This is a genomic window from Allorhizobium pseudoryzae (genome assembly GCF_011046245.1).
GTDB lineage: Bacteria > Pseudomonadota > Alphaproteobacteria > Rhizobiales > Rhizobiaceae > Neorhizobium > Neorhizobium pseudoryzae.
Genome location: NZ_CP049241.1, coordinates 2,794,264 through 2,812,589, shown reverse-complemented (window position 1 = coordinate 2,812,589; position 18,326 = coordinate 2,794,264). Strand labels below are relative to the sequence as shown.

General features: G+C 62.9%; 17 protein-coding genes and 1 pseudogene. 4 read left to right on the top strand and 14 right to left on the bottom strand.

The genetic code is table 11. From position 1 onward, the window contains the following. Window position 1: 1 nt before the first annotated feature. From G6N78_RS13565 to G6N78_RS13555, 3 genes are all read right to left on the bottom strand, one after another. On the bottom strand, window positions 2–328 hold the full coding sequence (locus G6N78_RS13565; RefSeq protein WP_165219253.1) for a type II toxin-antitoxin system PemK/MazF family toxin: 327 nt from the start codon (window positions 326–328) through the stop codon (window positions 2–4). Window positions 329–331: 3 nt separating this feature from the next. Beyond that, on the bottom strand, window positions 332–550 hold the full coding sequence (locus G6N78_RS13560) for an antitoxin MazE-like protein (RefSeq protein ID WP_165219251.1): 219 nt from the start codon (window positions 548–550) through the stop codon (window positions 332–334). A gap of 79 nt (window positions 551–629) precedes the next feature. Next, the gene (locus tag G6N78_RS13555) at window positions 630–1,448 is read right to left on the bottom strand and encodes a UDP-2,3-diacylglucosamine diphosphatase (protein ID WP_234905802.1); all 819 of its coding nucleotides are present in this window, start codon (window positions 1,446–1,448) and stop codon (window positions 630–632) included. Between the two features lie 214 nt (window positions 1,449–1,662). Between G6N78_RS13555 and G6N78_RS13550 the strand changes: the two genes are divergently transcribed. Together G6N78_RS13550 and G6N78_RS13545 are read left to right on the top strand one after the other, a co-directional pair. After that, on the top strand, window positions 1,663–3,999 hold the full coding sequence (locus tag G6N78_RS13550) for an NADP-dependent malic enzyme (RefSeq protein WP_370691428.1): 2,337 nt from the start codon (window positions 1,663–1,665) through the stop codon (window positions 3,997–3,999). Window positions 4,000–4,082: 83 nt separating this feature from the next. Continuing rightward, on the top strand, window positions 4,083–4,763 hold the full coding sequence (locus G6N78_RS13545; protein WP_165219245.1) for a hypothetical protein: 681 nt from the start codon (window positions 4,083–4,085) through the stop codon (window positions 4,761–4,763). A 3-nt stretch (window positions 4,764–4,766) separates the two neighbouring features. On the opposite strand, the gene bluB is transcribed toward G6N78_RS13545, so the two are convergent. From bluB to G6N78_RS13520, 5 genes are all read right to left on the bottom strand, one after another. Further along, window positions 4,767–5,471 carry a 5,6-dimethylbenzimidazole synthase gene (bluB, locus tag G6N78_RS13540; RefSeq protein ID WP_165219243.1) on the bottom strand — a complete coding sequence of 235 codons (705 nt, stop codon included), beginning with the start codon at window positions 5,469–5,471 and terminating at the stop codon, window positions 4,767–4,769. Then, window positions 5,468–6,301 (bottom strand): TolB family protein, encoded by an 834-nt coding sequence (locus tag G6N78_RS13535; protein ID WP_165219218.1) that lies wholly within the window; start codon window positions 6,299–6,301, stop codon window positions 5,468–5,470. The genes bluB and G6N78_RS13535 overlap by 4 nt, the downstream gene beginning before the upstream one ends. 167 nt (window positions 6,302–6,468) lie before the next feature. Continuing rightward, window positions 6,469–8,142 carry an NAD+ synthase gene (locus G6N78_RS13530; protein WP_165219216.1) on the bottom strand — a complete coding sequence of 558 codons (1,674 nt, stop codon included), beginning with the start codon at window positions 8,140–8,142 and terminating at the stop codon, window positions 6,469–6,471. A gap of 97 nt (window positions 8,143–8,239) precedes the next feature. Beyond that, entirely contained in the window at window positions 8,240–8,635 is a 396-nt protein-coding gene (locus G6N78_RS13525) for a GFA family protein (RefSeq protein ID WP_165219214.1), read from the bottom strand. A gap of 357 nt (window positions 8,636–8,992) precedes the next feature. Further along, window positions 8,993–10,366 (bottom strand): class II 3-deoxy-7-phosphoheptulonate synthase, encoded by a 1,374-nt coding sequence (locus tag G6N78_RS13520; protein ID WP_165219212.1) that lies wholly within the window; start codon window positions 10,364–10,366, stop codon window positions 8,993–8,995. A gap of 306 nt (window positions 10,367–10,672) precedes the next feature. Between G6N78_RS13520 and G6N78_RS13515 the strand changes: the two genes are divergently transcribed. Then, complete coding sequence (locus tag G6N78_RS13515) at window positions 10,673–11,914, top strand: vWA domain-containing protein (RefSeq protein WP_234905801.1); 1,242 nt, start codon at window positions 10,673–10,675, stop codon at window positions 11,912–11,914. 89 nt (window positions 11,915–12,003) lie between these two features. Here the strand turns inward: G6N78_RS13515 and gor are convergent, their stop codons facing one another. The 3 genes from gor to rpiA form a co-directional block, all read right to left on the bottom strand. Beyond that, window positions 12,004–13,395: a glutathione-disulfide reductase gene (gor, locus tag G6N78_RS13510; RefSeq protein WP_165219208.1), complete on the bottom strand. Its 1,392-nt coding sequence runs from the start codon at window positions 13,393–13,395 to the stop codon at window positions 12,004–12,006. Window positions 13,396–13,534: 139 nt separating this feature from the next. Then, a complete protein-coding gene (locus G6N78_RS13505) occupies window positions 13,535–14,098 on the bottom strand; it encodes a DUF2059 domain-containing protein (protein ID WP_165219206.1) in 564 nt (187 codons plus the stop codon). A gap of 18 nt (window positions 14,099–14,116) precedes the next feature. Beyond that, on the bottom strand, window positions 14,117–14,812 hold the full coding sequence (gene rpiA / locus G6N78_RS13500; RefSeq protein ID WP_165219204.1) for a ribose-5-phosphate isomerase RpiA: 696 nt from the start codon (window positions 14,810–14,812) through the stop codon (window positions 14,117–14,119). Between the two features lie 255 nt (window positions 14,813–15,067). On the opposite strand from rpiA, the gene G6N78_RS13495 reads away from it, so the two are divergent. Beyond that, on the top strand, window positions 15,068–15,712 hold the full coding sequence (locus G6N78_RS13495; protein ID WP_234905965.1) for an HAD family hydrolase: 645 nt from the start codon (window positions 15,068–15,070) through the stop codon (window positions 15,710–15,712). Window positions 15,713–15,728: 16 nt separating this feature from the next. Here the strand turns inward: G6N78_RS13495 and G6N78_RS25950 are convergent, their stop codons facing one another. From G6N78_RS25950 to G6N78_RS13490, 3 genes and pseudogenes are all read right to left on the bottom strand, one after another. After that, the gene (locus G6N78_RS25950) at window positions 15,729–15,860 is read right to left on the bottom strand and encodes a hypothetical protein (protein WP_272955637.1); all 132 of its coding nucleotides are present in this window, start codon (window positions 15,858–15,860) and stop codon (window positions 15,729–15,731) included. Further along, a pseudogene (locus tag G6N78_RS25795) lies at window positions 15,853–16,086 on the bottom strand (class I SAM-dependent methyltransferase); the annotation flags it as partial. The gene G6N78_RS25950 and the pseudogene G6N78_RS25795, both read right to left, overlap by 8 nt. Before the next feature lie 217 nt (window positions 16,087–16,303). Next, window positions 16,304–18,220 carry a L,D-transpeptidase family protein gene (locus G6N78_RS13490; protein ID WP_165221774.1) on the bottom strand — a complete coding sequence of 639 codons (1,917 nt, stop codon included), beginning with the start codon at window positions 18,218–18,220 and terminating at the stop codon, window positions 16,304–16,306. Window positions 18,221–18,326: the final 106 nt, after the last annotated feature.

Below are 18,326 nucleotides of genomic sequence, written 5' to 3'. Positions count from 1 at the left end.
GTTAGTCTGCAAGTCCGATCATTACCGATAACATCGTATTCAGCATGGTCATCTCGGCGCTGGAAAGCCGGCCGATGACCGGTCCGCATTTCGCCCGCGGATAGGCCAAAACCTTGTCCACCATGATCTGCGACTGAGCGTTGAGACGATTTTCCGGCGACGGCTCGACGTTCAGACGATAGAGCGGCGCATCGACGATCGCGGTCGTCAAAAGCGCCACCAGAACGCTATCGGCCGCGTCGAGCGCGTCCGACTGAATGACGACAGCCGGACGCGGCTTGCCATAATCGCCTTGCGCCGACACCGTGAGGAGATCGCCCCTCTTCACGGCCTACGGCCATTCGACGGCAGTTGCAATAAAATCAAGGGCATCGGCTTCCTCACGGCGCCCCCTCAGCAATTGCCCTTGCCGTTTGGCTTCCGCGGCGAACTTTGCGGCATATGGGTCAGGCACCCACATGCGCAGTTCCTTCATGCCGCGGTCCAGCCGTTCCTGCCTGTCGTGCTGAACCTCGGTCGGATCATCGTTAATCTGCTTCGGGCGCTGCATCGGGCGCTCCTCCTTGGATGAGCTGCCACCCTATCATAAAATCCGCCGGCAACCCAATGGCTTGAAGCAACACTGCCCCTCATGCCGCCTGTACTTTGCCCACCGGCGTGCTCGGTGCCGTAAGCGCCATGATCTCGGCGCTCTGGCCGATCTTCTGCCAGGAAATCAGTTCGAACGTGCCGTCCATGTGCTCGGCAATCGCCGTGCAGCTTTCCACCCAGTCGCCGGTGTTGATGTAGCGGATCCCGTCGATATCCTCCATCACCGCATGGTGGATATGGCCGCAGATGACGCCGTCGACATGGTTGCGGCGGGCTTCTTCGGCCACCACCTTCTGGAACTCGCCGATGAAGTTCACCGCCTGCTTCACCTGCAGCTTCGCCCAGGCGGAAAACGACCAGTAGGGAAGATGAAGCCGCCGGCGCACCGCCGCCAGCACCACGTTGATGGCGATCGCCGCGTCATAGGCCCAGTCGCCGAGATAGGCGAGCAGGCGGATATTGCGCACCACCACGTCGAATTCGTCGCCATGCAGCACGAGGTATGTCTTGCCGTCGGCCGCCTCGTGGATCATCCGCTCGGCCACCTCGATCCCGCCGAAATGCACACCCGGGAAGGAGCGCAGGAATTCGTCGTGATTGCCGGGAATATAGACGATGCGGGTGCCCTTGCGCGCCTTGCGCAGCAGCTTCTGCACCACGTCATTGCAGCCCTGCGGCCAGTACCAGCTGCGTTTCAGCCGCCAGCCATCGACGATATCGCCAACGAGCACCAGCGTATCGGCCTCGTGATAGCGCAGGAAATCCAGGAGGAAATCCGTCCGGGCCGCTTTCGAGCCCAGGTGAACGTCGGAGATGAAGAGAGTCCGAAAATGCCTCGTTTCCACTGCGTCTGTCACGTCCGTCGCCCTTTCGCCGTACCGCCCCTCGCGCCCTTGAAAACCAGACTCGTTTATCAGGAAGATGACAGCCGGGCCTGCTCCGGGCGATTGGGCGACGACAGGCGAAAGATTTGTTTGCGTGATCATCATCGTCCGGAAAACGGCCAAATCGCTACTGTTCCTTCCGCCGGTTTGCTGTATGACACAGAAAAACAAGAGTTCCTGAAAGGAGATGGCGATGGGCGACAACGCGAACGGTTCTTCGGAGAAACAGGCGCCGAAGGCGGACCTCGACGAACAGGCGCTGTTTTTCCACCGTTATCCGCGACCCGGCAAGCTGGAGATCGTGGCGACCAAACCGCTCGGCAACCAGCGCGACCTGGCGCTGGCCTATTCCCCCGGTGTGGCAGCCCCCTGCCTTGCCATCCGCGACAATCCCGAAACGGCCGCCGATTACACGGCCCGCGCCAACCTGGTCGCCGTCATCTCCAACGGCACGGCCGTGCTCGGGCTCGGCAATATCGGGCCGCTCGCCTCCAAGCCGGTGATGGAAGGCAAGGCCGTCCTCTTCAAGAAATTTGCCGCCATCGACGTCTTCGATATCGAGATCGACGCCGGAACGGTCGATTCCATGGTCTCGACCATTGCCGCACTCGAACCCACCTTCGGCGGCATCAACCTCGAAGACATCAAGGCGCCGGAATGTTTCGAGGTGGAGCGCCAGCTGCGCGACAAGATGAACATCCCGGTCTTCCACGACGACCAGCACGGCACGGCGATCATCGTCGCCGCCGCGATCCTGAACGGGCTGGAACTCGCCGGCAAGAAGATCGAGAACGTCAAGATCGTCACCTCCGGTGCCGGTGCCGCAGCGCTCGCCTGCCTCAACCTTCTCGTCTCGCTCGGCGCCCGCCGCGAAAACATCTGGGTGCATGACATCGAAGGCCTCGTCTATGACGGCCGCAACGTGCTGATGGACCCGTGGAAGGAAGTCTACGCCCAGAAGAGCGACAAGCGGGTGCTGTCGGAATCGATCGGCGGTGCGGATGTGTTCCTCGGCCTGTCGGCGGCCGGCGTGCTGAAGCCGGAACTGCTCGAACAGATGGCGGAAAAGCCGCTGATCATGGCGCTTGCCAACCCGACGCCGGAAATCATGCCGGAACTGGCGCGCGCCGCCCGCCCCGACGCGATGATCTGCACCGGCCGGTCGGATTTCCCCAACCAGGTCAACAACGTCCTCTGCTTCCCCTATATCTTCCGCGGCGCGCTGGATTGCGGTGCGACGACCATCAACGAAGAGATGAAGATGGCGGCGGTGAAGGCGATTGCCGGCCTCGCCCGCGAGGAAATCTCCGACGTGGCGGCCCGCGCCTATGCGGATGAGACGCCGGTTTTCGGCCCGAACTACCTCATCCCCTCGCCGTTTGATCCGCGCCTCATCCTGCGCATCGCGCCGGCTGTCGCCAAGGCTGCCGCCGAAACCGGCGTCGCCGCCCGCCCAATCACCGATTTCGAGCATTATCTCGACCAGTTGAACCGCTTCGTCTGGCGCTCCGGTTTCGTCATGAAGCCGATCTTCACCAGCGCCAAGCAGGCGGAAAAGAAGCGGGTCATCTTTGCCGAAGGCGAAGACGAGCGCGTGCTGCGCGCCGCCCAGGTTCTGCTGGAGGAAAAGACGGGCGTGCCGATCCTGATCGGCCGTCCTTCGGTCATCGAGGCGCGCCTCAAGCGTTTCGGCATCCGGCTGCGCCCGAACGAGGACTTCGCCGTCGTCAACCCGGAAGACGATCCGCGTTACCGCGACTATGTCGATGAGTATTTCCACCTCGTCGGCCGCCTCGGCATCAATCCGGAAGCCGCCCGCACCATCGTGCGCACGAATACCACCGTCATCGGCGCGCTCGCCGTCAAGCGCGGGGATGCGGATGCGCTGATCTGCGGCGTCGAAGGCCGTTTCGACCGTCACCTGAAGGATGTCGGCCAGATCATCGGCAAGCGGCCGGGCGTCAAGGCCTTTTCAAGCTTGAGTCTGCTGATCACCCAGAAGGGACCGGTCTTCTTCACCGATACCTTCGTCAACGAAAATCCGACGCATGAGGAGATCGCGGAAATCGCCGATCTCGCGGCGCAGGAAATCCGCCGCTTCGGCATCACGCCGAAGGCCGCGCTGATCTCGCACTCCAATTTCGGCTCCCGCAATTCGGACAGCGCCCGCAAGATGCGCGCCGCGCTCGACCTGATCCGAGAGCGTGCGCCGGATCTCGAAGTGGATGGTGAAATGCAGGCCGGATCTGCCCTGTCGGAAGCGCTTCGCAAGCGCGCCATGCCGAACAGCAGCCTGTCCGGCGAAGCCAACCTGTTGATCTTCCCGAACCTGGATTCGGCCAACATCTCGCTCGGCATCGTGCGCACCATGATGGACGCGCTGCATGTCGGCCCGATCCTGCTCGGTGCCGCCCAGCCGGCTCATGTGCTCTCCACCTCGGTCACCTCGCGCGGCGTCGTCAACATGGCGGCCCTTGCGGTGGTCGAAGCCTCGCACAGCGATTTCGCGACGATGCCCGCTTAAGCGGGAACGGTTCTCGCCTTATCACATTGTCAACCCGGAGGACTTATCCTCCGGGTCAGACATTCGAAAGACGAGAGCCTTTCATGCCGGTAAAACCGCTCCTCTCCGCCCTCATCCTTCTGTTTCCCGCCGCGGCCCTTGCCGCCGGTGATGCCGCTGCCAATGCCGAACGCTGCATGGCGCTGGGACGCGAAGTCGCCGGGACGACACAGGTGATCGGCGACACCGACGTGGCGCGCAGCTTTGCCGACGCCTTGTCCGACCAGGCGCAGGAGATCCGCAAGGTCCGCCGGGAAATGACAAGGATGCGCTGCAGTTCCGGCAGCATCGTCCAGGTCGGCGCCCCGGCCGATGTCTGCGAGGATCTGCAGGCGACCTTGTCGGCGATGGATGACAACCGCCGCGCCATCATCGACCAGAGACAGAAATCCATGAAGGTGGTCACGTCGCTTGGCCGGGACGAGGCGGCCCTTCGCGAGGAGATGCGCACCCTTCGCTGCGGCGAGATCGACTATGCGACCATCCCCGCATCGATCGCGCCGGATGGCGGCCTGCGTCCGAGCACCAGCCAGCCTCCGTCCCAGTCGATCATCGAGTTCAAGCCGAAAGCGCAGGAGGCCCGGCGGGACGTGACGCCGCCGGTTGCAGAGCGCGACTGGAACCCGGACCGGCCGGTGCGCATGGTCGGCCCGCAATTCTTTCCGAACGACAGCCGCATTGACCTGGCGCATCCAGCGACACCCGGCGCACAGCCACAGCAATAATCCTTAAGCCGGTTTCGGTTCGCCCCAACGTCCCTCGAAGACCAGATCCTCGAGCGGCAGACGTTGTCGCCAGCCCTTGATGGCAAGCTCCGGCTCGGAATAGAGCGTCTCGACATAGCCCAGGCAGAGCCAGGCGATGATCTCCACCCGCTCCGGAATGCCGAGCAACGCACGCACATCCTCGTCGCGAAAAATGCTAACCCAGCCGACGCCCACCCCTTCCGCACGGGCGGCCAGCCACAGGTTTTGCACGGCGCAGACGGTGGAATAGAGATCCATCTTCGGATTGTGGGTGCGTCCCAGCACCACAGGTCCTGCCCGGTCCGGATCGGAGGTCACGACGATCGACAGCGGTGACTTGCGGATGCCTTCCAGCTTCAGGCCGCGATAGAGCGCCTGTTGCTCGTCGACAAACATCGCCGCCGCCTCGTCATTCGCCGTCAGGAAGGCCGCATGCGCTCGGGCCTTGGTTTCCGCGTCGCGGATGAGGATGAAGCTCCACGGCTGCATGAACCCGACGGAAGGCGCCGCATGCGCTGCCTCCAGCAGGCGCCGCACCAGGTCGTCCGGCAAGGGATCGGGCAGGAACTGGTCGCGCACGTCGCGGCGGCTGTGGATCGTCTGGTAGACGGCCTCGCGCGCCTCCCGGGGCAAGGGGCCGGCGCTGACCAGGCCCTCGCCTTCCGGCGTCTCACAAGAAATTTTCATGACCGGACCGGCGTATAGCGCACATAGGCAAAGGCCGAGGAATCCGGTCCCCAGTTCGGTGAATTCATCGTGCCCTGACCACCAAACAGATTGAACAGCGTCTCCACGTTCGAACCGTCCGGATCCATCATCCGGATGCGCACGTCAAGATCACGCGGATGGTCGAAGACGTCGCCGTCATAGGAAAGGAATATCACCTTGCGGCCATCCGGCGAGGGATGCGGAAACCAGTCGCCGTAAGGGCTGTCGGTGATGCGCTCCGCCGCGCCGCCATCCACCGGCACACGCCAGATCTGCATGCGCCCGGTCCGGCTGGAGTTGAAATAGATCCACCGGCCATCCGCGGAATAGTCGGGGCCGTCATTGCGCCCCTCGCCCGCCGTCAGCCGGCGCTCGTCCGTGCCGTCGGTGCGGATCGAATAGATGTCGAAGACATCGTTGCGGATGCCGCAATAGGCGAACCGCTCCCCGTCCGGCGACCAGCCGTGCCAGTAGGAGGGAAGATCGCGCGTGACGAGCTTTGGCACGCCACCGGCGACCGGCAGGATGTAGATCGCCGACTTGCCGAACTCCGACTTGTCGGACATCGCGATGAAGCGGCCATCCGGCGCAATGCCGTGATCATTGTTGCACTGGATGGCAAACCCGGTATCGATCCGTTGCGGGCCAGCGCTGCCATCGACCGGCAGGCGCAGCATCCGGCCATCGCAGTTCAGCATCAGCCACGTGCCGTCCGGCGACCAGTTCGGCGCCTCCAACAGGTCCTCGCTCTGCCAGACGATGCGTGAGGAGCGGGTGTTCAGATCGTAGATTTCGATGGAACTGCGCATGACTGTCCTTCCGCCCGTGGCACGCTCACCCTCATCCGCCCTTCGGGCACCTTCTCCCCACGGGGAGAAGGCATATGCCGCAACGCTCGTTGCCTCCTCTCCCCTTGTGGGAAGGTCTGCCGAGCAAAGCGGAGGCAGGGTGAGGGCCAATCCCTGCAGAGGCTGAATTACCGATCCCGGAACCGGTTGGTGATCGGATAGCGCCGGTCGCGGCCGAAATTTTTCTTGGTGATCTTCACGCCCGGCGCCGACTGGCGGCGCTTGTATTCGGCGAGATAGAGAAGATGTTCGACGCGGTGCACGGTCGCTGCATCATGGCCGCGCGCCAGAATGTCCTCGATCGCCATCTCGCCCTCGACCAGGCATTCCAGGATGTCATCGAGCACCGGATAGGGCGGCAGCGAATCCTGGTCGGTCTGGTTCGGCCGAAGCTCTGCGGAGGGCGCCTTGGAGAGGATGTTCTGCGGGATCACCTCGCCGCCCGGCCCCAGCGCGCCCGGCGGCACATGCCGGTTGCGCCATTCGGAGATGGCATAGACCTGCATCTTGTAGAGGTCCTTGATCGGGTTGAAGCCACCGTTCATGTCGCCGTAGAGCGTCGCATACCCCACCGACATTTCCGATTTGTTGCCGGTCGTCACCACCATGGCGCCGAACTTGTTGGAAATCGCCATCAGGATCGTGCCGCGCGTGCGGCTCTGCAGGTTTTCTTCCGTGATGCCCTCTTCGGTGCCCTCGAACATATCGGAGAGCGCTGAAAGAAAACCTTCCACCGGCTCGACGATCGGCACGATGTCATACCGGCAGCCGAGCGCGTTGGCGCAATCGGCCGCATCCTTGAAACTGTCCTCGGAGGTGTACCGATAGGGCAGCATCACGGTGCGCACCCGCTCGGCGCCCAGCGCATCGACGGCGATCGCCGCGCAGATTGCCGAATCGATGCCGCCGGAGAGCCCCAGCACGACACTCTTGAACCCGTTCTTGTTCACATAGTCGCGGAAACCGAGCAGGCAGGCCCGGTAATCCGCCTCCTCGCCTTCAGGGATCGTTGCAAACGGGCCGGTCGAGCAGACGAACGTCTCGCCCTGCCGTTGCCATTCGGTGATCGAAAGAGCCGTTTCGAATTCCGGCATCTGGAAGGCCAGCGTCTTGTCGGCGTTGAAACCGAAACTTCCGCCGTCGAAGACCAGTTCGTCCTGACCGCCGAGCTGGTTGACGAAGATCAGCGGCAGCCCGCTTTCGATCACCTGGCGCAGCGCCACCTGATGGCGCACATCCACCTTGCCGCGATGATAGGGCGAGCCGTTCGGCACGATCAGCAGTTCGGCGCCGCTTTCGGCCAGCGTCTCGCAGACGCCGAGTTCGTTCCAGATCTCCTCGCAGATCGGCACACCGATCCGCACGCCTCGAAAGTTCACTGGCCCCGGCATCTCGCCTTCGTCGAAAACGCGCTTCTCGTCGAATTCGCCGTAGTTCGGCAGGTCGATCTTGTCGCGCAGCGAGAGGATCTTGCCGCCGTCGATGATCGCCGCGGAATTGTGGCGGCCCTTGTCGCTCTGGCGTGGCAAGCCAATGATGATCCCCGGCCCGCCGTCCTTGCTATCCTCCACCAGCGCTTCCAGCGCCCGCCAGCAGGATTTCAGGAACGCCGGCTTCAGAACGAGATCTTCCGGCGGATAACCGGAAAGGAAAAGCTCGGTAAAGACGACGAGGTCCGCCCCCTTCTCGGCCGCCGCCTTGCGCGCGTCGCGCGCCAGAGCCAGATTGCCGGCAACATCGCCGACAGTGGGGTTGAGTTGCGCAAGGGCGATGCGAAGGGTCTGGGCAATGGCTTGGGTCATGAGACTGATTTAGCGTGCGCCTTGAGCCTGAGCAACGTCGCACCCAGCGAAATTTTTGCGACGGCACAGAAGACGGCAGATGCGAGACGCATGCGCCTCACCCGGACTGCGGATAGGTCTCATACTGCGGCAGACCATCGGCGATGTCGTAGAAGTCGCCCTTGTCCTTGCAATAGATGTGATGGTCCATCCGCAGCCCGGACGGCTGATCAAAGAGACCGGCCATCACGGAGATCTTCGCCGATCCGTTGGCCGACCAGAACAGCGCAGAGCCGCAACGGCTGCAGAAGCCGCGCGCCGCCATGTCGCTCGCCTGATACCACGAAACGAACTCTTCCCCCTCAATGGTGAGATCGGCGCGCTGGACATCGGCGCTGGCGAAATAAAGACCCGTCTGGCGCCGGCATTGCGAGCAGTGACAGGCAATCACAGGCCCTGTCTCGCCGCGCACCGTCAGCCTGATCGCGCCACAAAGGCAGTGCCCCTTCCGCATCGTCTCATCCTTCAGAACGTTGAACCGGCGACAGTCTTGCCGCCGACGCCCGAAAGCGCAAACGCATTCTGTTCATGACAACGATCAAGAGTATTGAGCGAGCATCAACGCGGTCCGCGATCAACACCAAAAAATTGCGACAAAATCTTCCATCGCGCATTAACGCCTTGTTAACCGCAACCTGTGATTATATTCGCAGATAAGAAAATACGGGTGCCGAAACAGTCTCCTCCCGCTGGCTCGGCACAAAAGCTACCCGTCATCCCTTCAGCACGTCGGACGGGGAAATGGAAAGGCCGGCATATCCCCCCAATGCCGGCCTTTCTTATTTTTCAGACGCTTCTGCTCGCCGCGGCCTCAGCCGTGCGCCACCATCCGCTTTTCATCACGACCGCTCTTCATGCGCTCGGCCAGCAGGAAAGCCAGTTCCAGCGCCTGGTCAGCATTCAACCGCGGATCGCAATGCGTATGATAGCGGTCCTGCAGATCACCCGCCGTCACCGCGCGTGCGCCGCCGGTGCATTCGGTCACGTCCTTGCCCGTCATTTCCACATGAATGCCGCCCGGATGCGACCCTTCGGCGCGGTGGATCTGGAAGAAGCTTTCGACTTCCGACAGGATGCGATCGAAGGGACGGGTCTTGTAGTTGTTGAGCGTGATCGTGTTGCCATGCATCGGGTCGCAGGACCAGACGACCTTGCGGCCTTCGCGCTCCACGGCGCGGATGAGGCGCGGCAGGTGATCGGCGACCTTGTCGTGACCGAACCGGCAGATCAGCGTCAGGCGGCCGGCCTCGTTGGCCGGGTTCAGGGTGTCGATGAGGCGCAGCAAATCGTCCGCCTGCAGCGAGGGGCCGCATTTCAGGCCGATCGGGTTCTTGATGCCGCGGCAGAATTCCACATGCGCATGGTCCGCCTGTCGCGTGCGGTCGCCGATCCAGATCATGTGGCCGGACGTGGCGTACCAGTCGCCGGAGGTCGAATCGACGCGCGTCAGCGCTTCCTCATAGCCCAGAAGCAGCGCCTCGTGGCTGGTGAAGAAGTCGGTCTCGCGCAGAGCCGGATTGTTGTCAGATGTGATGCCCACGGCCTTCATGAAGTCCATGGTTTCGGAGATCCGGTCGGCAAGCTTGCGGTAGCGCTCGCCCTGCGGTGAATCCTTGACGAACCCCAGCATCCACTGATGGACGTTTTCCAGGTTGGCGTAACCACCCATCGCAAAGGCGCGCAGAAGGTTCAGCGTCGCCGCCGACTGGCGGTAGGCCATCAGCTGGCGTTCCGGGTTCGGAATGCGGGATTCCGGATTGAATTCGATGCCGTTGATGATGTCGCCGCGATAGCTCGGCAGCTCCACCTCACCCTGTTTTTCGATGTTGGAGGAGCGCGGCTTGGCGAACTGGCCGGCAATGCGGCCGACCTTGACGACCGGCTGCTGGGCGCCGAACGTCAGCACGACGGCCATCTGCAGGAAGGCACGGAAGAAGTCGCGGATCGTGTCGGCGCCATGCTCCATGAAGCTCTCGGCGCAATCGCCGCCCTGCAGCAGGAAGCCGTTGCCTTCGGCCACCTGCGCCAGGCTCTTCTTCAGCCGGCGGGCTTCACCGGCAAACACCAGAGGCGGAAAGGTGGCGAGTTGCGCCTCGGTCGCTGCCAGTGCGTCCGCATCCGGATAATCCGGCACCTGCTGAATGGGCTTCTGCCGCCAGGTGTTCGGGGTCCAGTTCTGTGCCATGTCCGTATTCCGTCGTTCATAGAGCCGGTCGGGCCGGGATTGCTTGAGATGGCGCGGCTTATACTCTTTCAGCACCCGTTTGCATAGGCCAAGCCTTCGTCGGCATCTGAGCGAGTCCCGCAAGCAAAAATTGACTGTAGTTTTTAGCGGTTTCCTGAGGCTTTGCACCTAACTTCGCGGACTTAAGGGGCGGAATGAGACCGCCGAACGCCTGCATGACGCAGCGCCTCCGGGTCAATCATGTTCTGTTTGGTGTCTGCCATGATATTCACAAGCCTTTTACGCGACCGCTCAGGAAACTTCGGCATGATGACGGCATTGCTGGTCGTCCCCCTGATCGGCGCCGCCGGCATGGCCGTCGATTTAGATTATGCCTTCGAGCAGAAGGAGATGCTGATGAATGCGGCGGACGCCGCGGCCGTCGGTGCTCTGGCGGAAAAATCGGCAGGCGTTGCGGCCGCCCTTGCAATGACCTCCGACGGAGAAATCGCCATCGCCGATGCCGATGCCGAAAAGCTCTTTCTCGCCCAGGTGCCGGAAGCCTTGCGCGACCGCATTCTCTCGACAGAGATCCGGATTCTGCGTGTCGGCAACGAGATGACCTCGAAGCTAGACTTCACGGCGCGCGTGCCGACGTCATTCATGAACATCTTCGGCAAGGACGCGGTTACCGTTTCCGGAACCGCCACGGCCACCTACCAGACGAATGCCTTCGTCGATTTCTACATGCTGCTGGACAACACCCCCTCGATGGGGCTGGCGGCAACCCAGGCCGATATCGCCCTGATGCAGAAGAACACGCCGGATGCCTGCGCCTTCGCCTGCCACACCACCGTCGATGCCAGCCAGAACTACTACGCCGTTGCCAAGAGTGTCGGGGCACAGATGCGCATCGACGTGGTGCGCGAGGCGACACAGGCCCTGACGCATGATGCGACCGAATATTCCCGCGTCACCAACCAATACCGCATGGGGGTCTATACCTTCGGCCCGACGGCCGACACCGCCGGCCTGACCGAGATCGTTGCGATGAGCAGCGACATGGCCAGGGTGCGCACGGCAACGGATGCCGTCGATCTGATGACGACGAAGCAGAACAACTATCTGGGCAACCAGTTGACAGATTTCGGCTCAGCCCTCACCAAGATCAAGGACAAGATCGGCACCGGCGGCACCGGCTTTACCAGCTCCGACCGGCAGAAGGTGCTGTTCTTCGTCTCCGATGGCGTCGGCGACTATGGCAATACCGCCTGCACCGAAAAACTGAGCGGCAGCACCCGCTGCCAGGAGCCGCTGCAGCCGCGCTATTGCCAGGCCATCAAGGACAAGGGCGTCAAGATCGCCGTTCTCTACACCACCTATCTGGAACTGCCGAACGACAGCTGGTGGAAGAACTGGATCAAGCCCTTCGACAGCAAGATTGCCAGCAACATGGAAGCCTGCGCCTCGCCTGGCTACTACTTCGAAGTGTCGCCAAGCGAAGGCATCACGGAGGCCATGCAGGCCCTGTTCCGCAAGGTGATCAGCGCACCGCGACTGACCGGCTGACCACCAGGTCGGTCCGCCAGAATGGACAAAGGGGCCGGTTTTCGCCGGCCCCCTTGTCATGGTCGCATTCCTCTTCGGAAGACAGCCCGTCAACCGATCCGCTCACCGCCCTTCACGCGGTAGCTCGGCTTGTACATCGTCACCAGCTCTTCAGCTGCCGTCGGATGCACGGCCATCGTCCGGTCGAAATCGTCCTTCGTCACGCCGGCCTTCAGGGAAACGCCGAGAAGCTGGGCCATCTCGCCGGCATCGTGGCCGAGAATATGCGCGCCCACCACCTTGCGGTCGGCGGCGTTCACGATCAGTTTCATGATCATCTTTTCCGCCCGGCCGGAAAGCGTCGCCTTCATCGGACGGAACTCTGCCCGGTAGACCTCGATCTCGTCGAACTTCGCGCAGGCCTCTTCTTCCGACAGGCCGACGGTACCGATCTCCGGCTGCGAGAAGACGGCCGTCGCAATCAGATCATGGTCCGGTGCGGTCGGATTGTTCTTGTAGACGGTCTCGATGAAGCACATGGCCTCATGGATCGCGACCGGCGTCAGCTGCACGCGGTCCGTCACGTCCCCCAGCGCAAAGATGTGCGGCACATTGGTGCGCGAATAGGCGTCAACCACCACGGCGCCGCGATGATCGGTTTCGACGCCGGCTGTTTCGAGCCCCAGCCCTGCCGTATTCGGGTCGCGGCCAAGCGCCAGCATCACCTGGTCGGCAGCAATCGTCGCGCCGGCCTTGGTGCGGGCGGTCAGCCCACCGGCCGGCGATTTCGTCACTTCCTCGATGACATCGGTCAACACGATGCGGATCCCCTTCTCCACCATCGCCTTGTGCAGCCCCTGGCGCATGTCGATGTCGAAGCGGGAGAGGATTTCCTTGCCGCGATAGATCAGCGTCGTGTCCACGCCAAGCCCGTGGAAGATATTGGCGAATTCCACCGCGATGTAGCCGCCGCCGGCAATCAGGATCGATGTGGGCAGATTGTCGAGATGAAAGGCCTCGTTGGAGGTGATGCACAGCTCGTGCCCCGGCAGGGAGGCATGCGGATTGGCCGTGCCACCGGTGGCAATGATGATCGTCTCGGCGGTCACCACCTTGTCGGTTGCAAGCAGGCGGATCTCGTGCGGGCCAACGAGGACCGCGCGGCTATCGAGCAGCTCGGCGCCGGCATTTTCCAGGCCGCGGCGATAGAGACCCTCCAGGCGAGCGATCTCCTTGTCCTTGGCGGCCACCAGCGCCTGCCAGTCGAACCGGCTTTCGCCGACGGTCCAGCCATAGCCGGCGGCATCCTCGAAGTGCTCGTGATACTGGGAGGCGTAGACGAAAAGCTTCTTCGGCACGCAGCCGCGGATGACGCAGGTTCCGCCGAACCGGTATTCTTCGGCGATCGCCACCTTTTTGCCCATGGATGCAGCCAGCCGCGCAGAGCGCACGCCGCCGGAGCCCCCGCCAATCACGAACAGATCATAATCATAGGCGGTCATGGGCAAGCTCCTTGCATCAGCGGTTCGAAGGCCGAGGCCTTCAAGCCTCGCCCCCCGCATATAGGACGTGCGACCGCCCATTGAAAAGCCCGGACGAGCCGGGCTGATCATGCATAATTCTGATTTGACGACGATGCCGTCAGGGCTTGGCAGCCGGAGCCTGACCGCCGACATCGGCAACCGGCGGCTGGACGGCAGTCGCATCCATCACGCTGCGCAGCTTTGCGCCGCTGTTGGTGGTGAGGTCACGCGAAATCCCGTTCGCCCAGATTTCGGCGGCCTTGACGGATTCGCGCTGGATCAGCGGCAGCGTCTGCAGGTACTTCTTGCCGACATCCGAGCTGTAGAAAGCGGCGATCTGCTTCAGCTCGGCCTCGGTGAAGGAACGGGCGAAGGTTGCAGCCACTTCCTTTTCCAGATCGGCGCGGCGCGGTGCCAGAGCAAGAGCCTCCGCATCGACCGTCTTGTTGATCTGGTCGACATAGTTCGGCGAAGCGAGCGTATATTCGTTCTTCAGCCGCTCGGCGAGGTTCGGCAGGATGGCATCGTAACGGGTGGTCGCATTGAGCGCGGTGATCACGTCGCGAGCCGCCTTCAGATGCTCGGGCGTCAGATCCTGAGCACCGGCAGACGCACCGTAGGCGGCGCCCGAAAGAAGGATTGCGAGCGCGGCGACACGGCCGAGAACCGCTTGTCTGATCATGGTTTCAATGCTCCTGTTTTAATTCGCCTTCAGCGTCCGCGCACCCGCCGGTCCGGCAATGATCGCAAAAGACGCCATGTTGATGAACAGCCCGTGTTCGACGACGCCGGGAATGGAATTGAGTTGGCTCGCTAACGCCTCTGCATCAGGAATACGGCCAAAAAATGCGTCGTAGATCTGGTGCCCGCCATCGGTGGTGAACACCCCGTCGCCGGACTTGCGCAGCTTGAGTTCCCCCGACAGACCAAGCCTTGCGGCCAGCTTCTCGATGGCGATCCGCGTGGTCGCCATTCCGAAGGGGTTGATCTCGATCGGCAGCGGGAATTTGCCAAGCGTTTCCACGACCTTGCTCTCGTCGGCAATGACGATCATGCGGGCCGATGCCGAGGCTACGATCTTTTCGCGCAACAGCGCGCCACCGCCACCCTTGATCAGACGAAGTCCGGAATCCACCTCATCGGCGCCGTCGATCGCCAGGTCGAGTTCCGGCAATTCGTCGAGCGACTTCAATGGAACGCCGAGTTCGAGGCAGAGCCGTGCGGTGCGCTCGGAGGTCGGAACCCCCTCGACCTTCAGCCCGTCCGCCACCTTTTCCGCCAAAAGCCGCACGAACTCCTCGGCCGTCGAACCGGTGCCGATGCCGAGCCGCATCCCATCTTCGACATGCGCGAGGGCCGCCTCGGCCGCCTTGATTTTCATTTCCCGGGCGTCCATGCGCCGCAAGCTCCCGTCTGTTTCGCCGAGGTGCTGTTTACACGCCCCGTTCGCCAAACAAAAGTCCCCGCCGCACGCAATCAGCATGCAATCTGCTTGAGAGTGCCACAATAGATCGGCAGCAAAATTGCAAATGACATATTCAGCGGCTAAGTCAGACGCGTTCTTTCGAATTCCTCATGCAAGCCCCAAGGACCGACCGTGATCCAACCGATAAGCGTCAAGCCTCTCGTCGTCTTCGATCTCGACGGCACGATGATCAACACCGCGCCCGATCTGATCGACAGCCTGAACGACACGATTGCGCTCCGAGATCTCGCCCCCGTCACCTTCGACGACCTCACCCATCTCGTCGGACAGGGCGCCCGCGTCATGATCCGTCGCGCCTTCAAGCTGCGCGAAGTTCCGATCGACGATACCGAGCTGGAGCAGCTGCTGGCGCATTTCCTCGAGCACTATCTCGCGCATATGCCCGGCAAGAGCGCCGTCTACGACGGGCTTGCGGAGTGCTTCGACCGGCTGGAGGCCGCCGGCATGCAGCTTGCCGTCTGCACCAACAAGCTGGAACAGCTCGCCCTGCCGCTTCTCGACCGCATGCAACTGACGACACGTTTTGCCGCGATCACCGGCGGCGACACCTTCCCCGTGCGCAAGCCCGATGCCCGCCACCTGCTCGGCACCATCGAGCGTGCCGGCGGCGATCCCACCCGCAGCATCCTGATCGGCGACAGCGTGAACGACATCATGGCGGCAAAGAACGCAAAAGTCGGCTCCGTCGGCGTTACCTTTGGCTACTCGGACGTGCCGATAGCCGAGCTTCAGCCGACCCGCATCATCGACCATTTCCGCGAGCTGACCCCGGAGCTGGTGGATGCGGTGATGGCTGAAAACGCTGCCTGACGCACGGCGTTTCGGATCATGGCGCCTTGCGGCTGATGAAGAGACCGCGCTCCTGCTTGGTCTCGATCGCCCCGCCGCCCCGTTCGAAGGCCGCATGGATGGCGTTTCGGAAGGCCGACAGTTCGGCCTCGCCGGCAACGATCGACAAGCGTTAGGTCGAGATCAGTGGGCAGCGGCCCGCAGGAGGCCCAAAACCAGCCCGGACCGCATCCGACATCCAGAAGACGAGCCCCCTCGTCCAGCGGCATCTGGGCCGCAACCCACGGAAACCAGCCTGTGTCTGCGATCGTGTAACACGTCAGAAGTCGAGCCCGCGCCGCAATCTTGCGCACATCGCCATACTGCCTGCGGTTTTCTGCTTCGGACACACTCATGGCCGCCCCCCTGACGAGATCGCCAAGACCCTGCCAAACCCGATCCCGGCATGCAATCGCGCCGCTGACACGAATGTGTGAGATAGAACGGCGGGACAATCGCCGTTCGGACCGAGTCCGCAATGCAAGCGGGCACCGGAACACCAACCAAGTCCGAATAAAAACGCCCGCGGCTCATCACCGCGGGCGTCCTGTCCATCATGTCACTTGGCTTGAGTCAGGCGCCGCGCGCCTTGCTCGTCGCCGCGAAAGCCTTGTCCACCGCTTCGTCGCGGCCATAGACGTCATCGAAGAACTCCACCTGCCCGTCCTTGTTCGGCCAGGCGGTGAAATAGGCGACATAGACCGGGATCTTCGCCGTCACCGGAAGGGCAGCGTTCTTGCCTTCCGCGATCCGCTTGCCGACCTCCGCCTCGCTGACGCCCAGTACGGCAGCCGCCATCTTGCGCGGCTCGGCCAGGCGCACGCAGCCGTGGCTCAAGGCGCGCATGTCGCGCTTGAAGAAGGCCTTCTGCGGCGTGTCATGCATGTAGATCGCATGGCTGTTGGGGAAGAGGATCTTCAACTCGCCGAGTGCATTGTCGCTTGAGGGCGGCTGGCGCACCGACACGGACTGCGTCGAGGAATACCAGTCAACGGCGGTGGACGGAACGGCGCGGCCGGCGACTTCCACCTGATAGCCCAGCCTGTCGAGATAGCTCGGGTCCTTGCGCAGCTTCGGCAGCATCTCGTTGATGATGATCGACTGCGGCACGCCCCAGTACGGGTTGACTTCCACCGTCTCGATCTGGTCCTGGAAGAAGTAGGTCTGGTTCGAGCGCGAGCCGACGACCACGCGCATGGAAAACTGCTCCTGCCCGTGCTCGTGGTAATAGACCTGGAAGGCCGGCTGGTTGATGAAGACGTAGCGATCGCCCAGATTGTCCGGCAGCCAGCGCGCCTGCTCCATGGCAACCACCAGCTTGTCGATCTTGCTCTCGGCGGTGTGGCCCGTCATGGCGCGCACGGTTGCCGGGCCAATCACGCCGTCGGCCTTGAGACCGAGCTCCTGCTGGAAGCCTTTCACCAGTTCCACCAGCTCCGGCGCATAGGTCGGCGTATCCTGATAGGCGGCCAGGGTTGCCGCGTGCTCAGTCTTCAACTGGTCCGAACCGCGCTTTTCGATAACGGAGACGACCTTGGCGAGGTCCTCGCTCGTCTGCCCCGGCTTCAGCAGCAGGTTGTCCGGCAGCGAGACCGGAGCCTCGGTCGCGACCGCCTCGGCGCGCAGGCGCGCCAACTCGGTCTTCAGCGCCAGGAACTGCGGGCTCTGCGGCGCAAAGCCGTCCAGATAGGCAGCCGCATCCGGCGCCGCGGCGACGCCCGGCAGGATCGCGGCAAGGTTCACGTCCTTGCGCTTCAGGTCATGGAAACCGGAGATCCGGTTCGGGTCGATGCGTCCGCGCACCATGTCCTGCGCAAACATCAGCGCCTTGGCCGAAAGCGCCAGCTCGAACTGCATCAGGTCTTTCTGCTGCTGGTCCGCCGGAGCCGCGGTGGTCGCCGCGGCAGCCGGTGCGGTCGCAGGACCAGTGGACACCGTGTCCGGCTGAACGGACGCGGCCTCTGCCGCCGGCGCTGCCGGGTCGGTCACGGAAGACGTCGTCAGTGCCGGCACGCTGATGCGGTAATCGGCCGGATCGAGCCCGTAATCGCCCGCCTTCTCGAAGGCAGCCAGCACGGCACGCGCACGCTCGTTCACATCGCCCTGCTCGACCCAGAGCGGCGTTGCCGCGGCGCGGTAGTAGGTTTCCAAGGCCGTCGCGATATCGGACGGCGCCGAAACCTTCGCGTCCAGCAGGAAACGCATGTCGCCGGTGGCCGAGGCCGCGGCAAAACCCGCCGTCTTCACGGCACGCATGCCGTCGGTCTTGTAGGTGTAATATTTCGGACCGGAGACCTTCGGCAGCGGCTCCGGATCGCTCCGGTCGATCGCGCGCTGCTCGGCCGGAGACACGGCAGCCGCGCCGGTGCGGCCTTCCACCTGCTCCTGGATGCTCGGGCGGTTACCGCGCAGCATGTCCATCAGGGTCAGCGCGTTGGCAGATGGTACGGCCAGCGAACAGACGGAAATGCCCGACATCAGGGCGAGCATCAGCGAAGTCTTTTTATGGGCGTGCGGCAAGTGGGTCCCCGTCACCTTGTGAGCCTTGAATCAGCGGGCATCTGTAAATTCTGTCGCGCCTGTCTAGCGGATCACG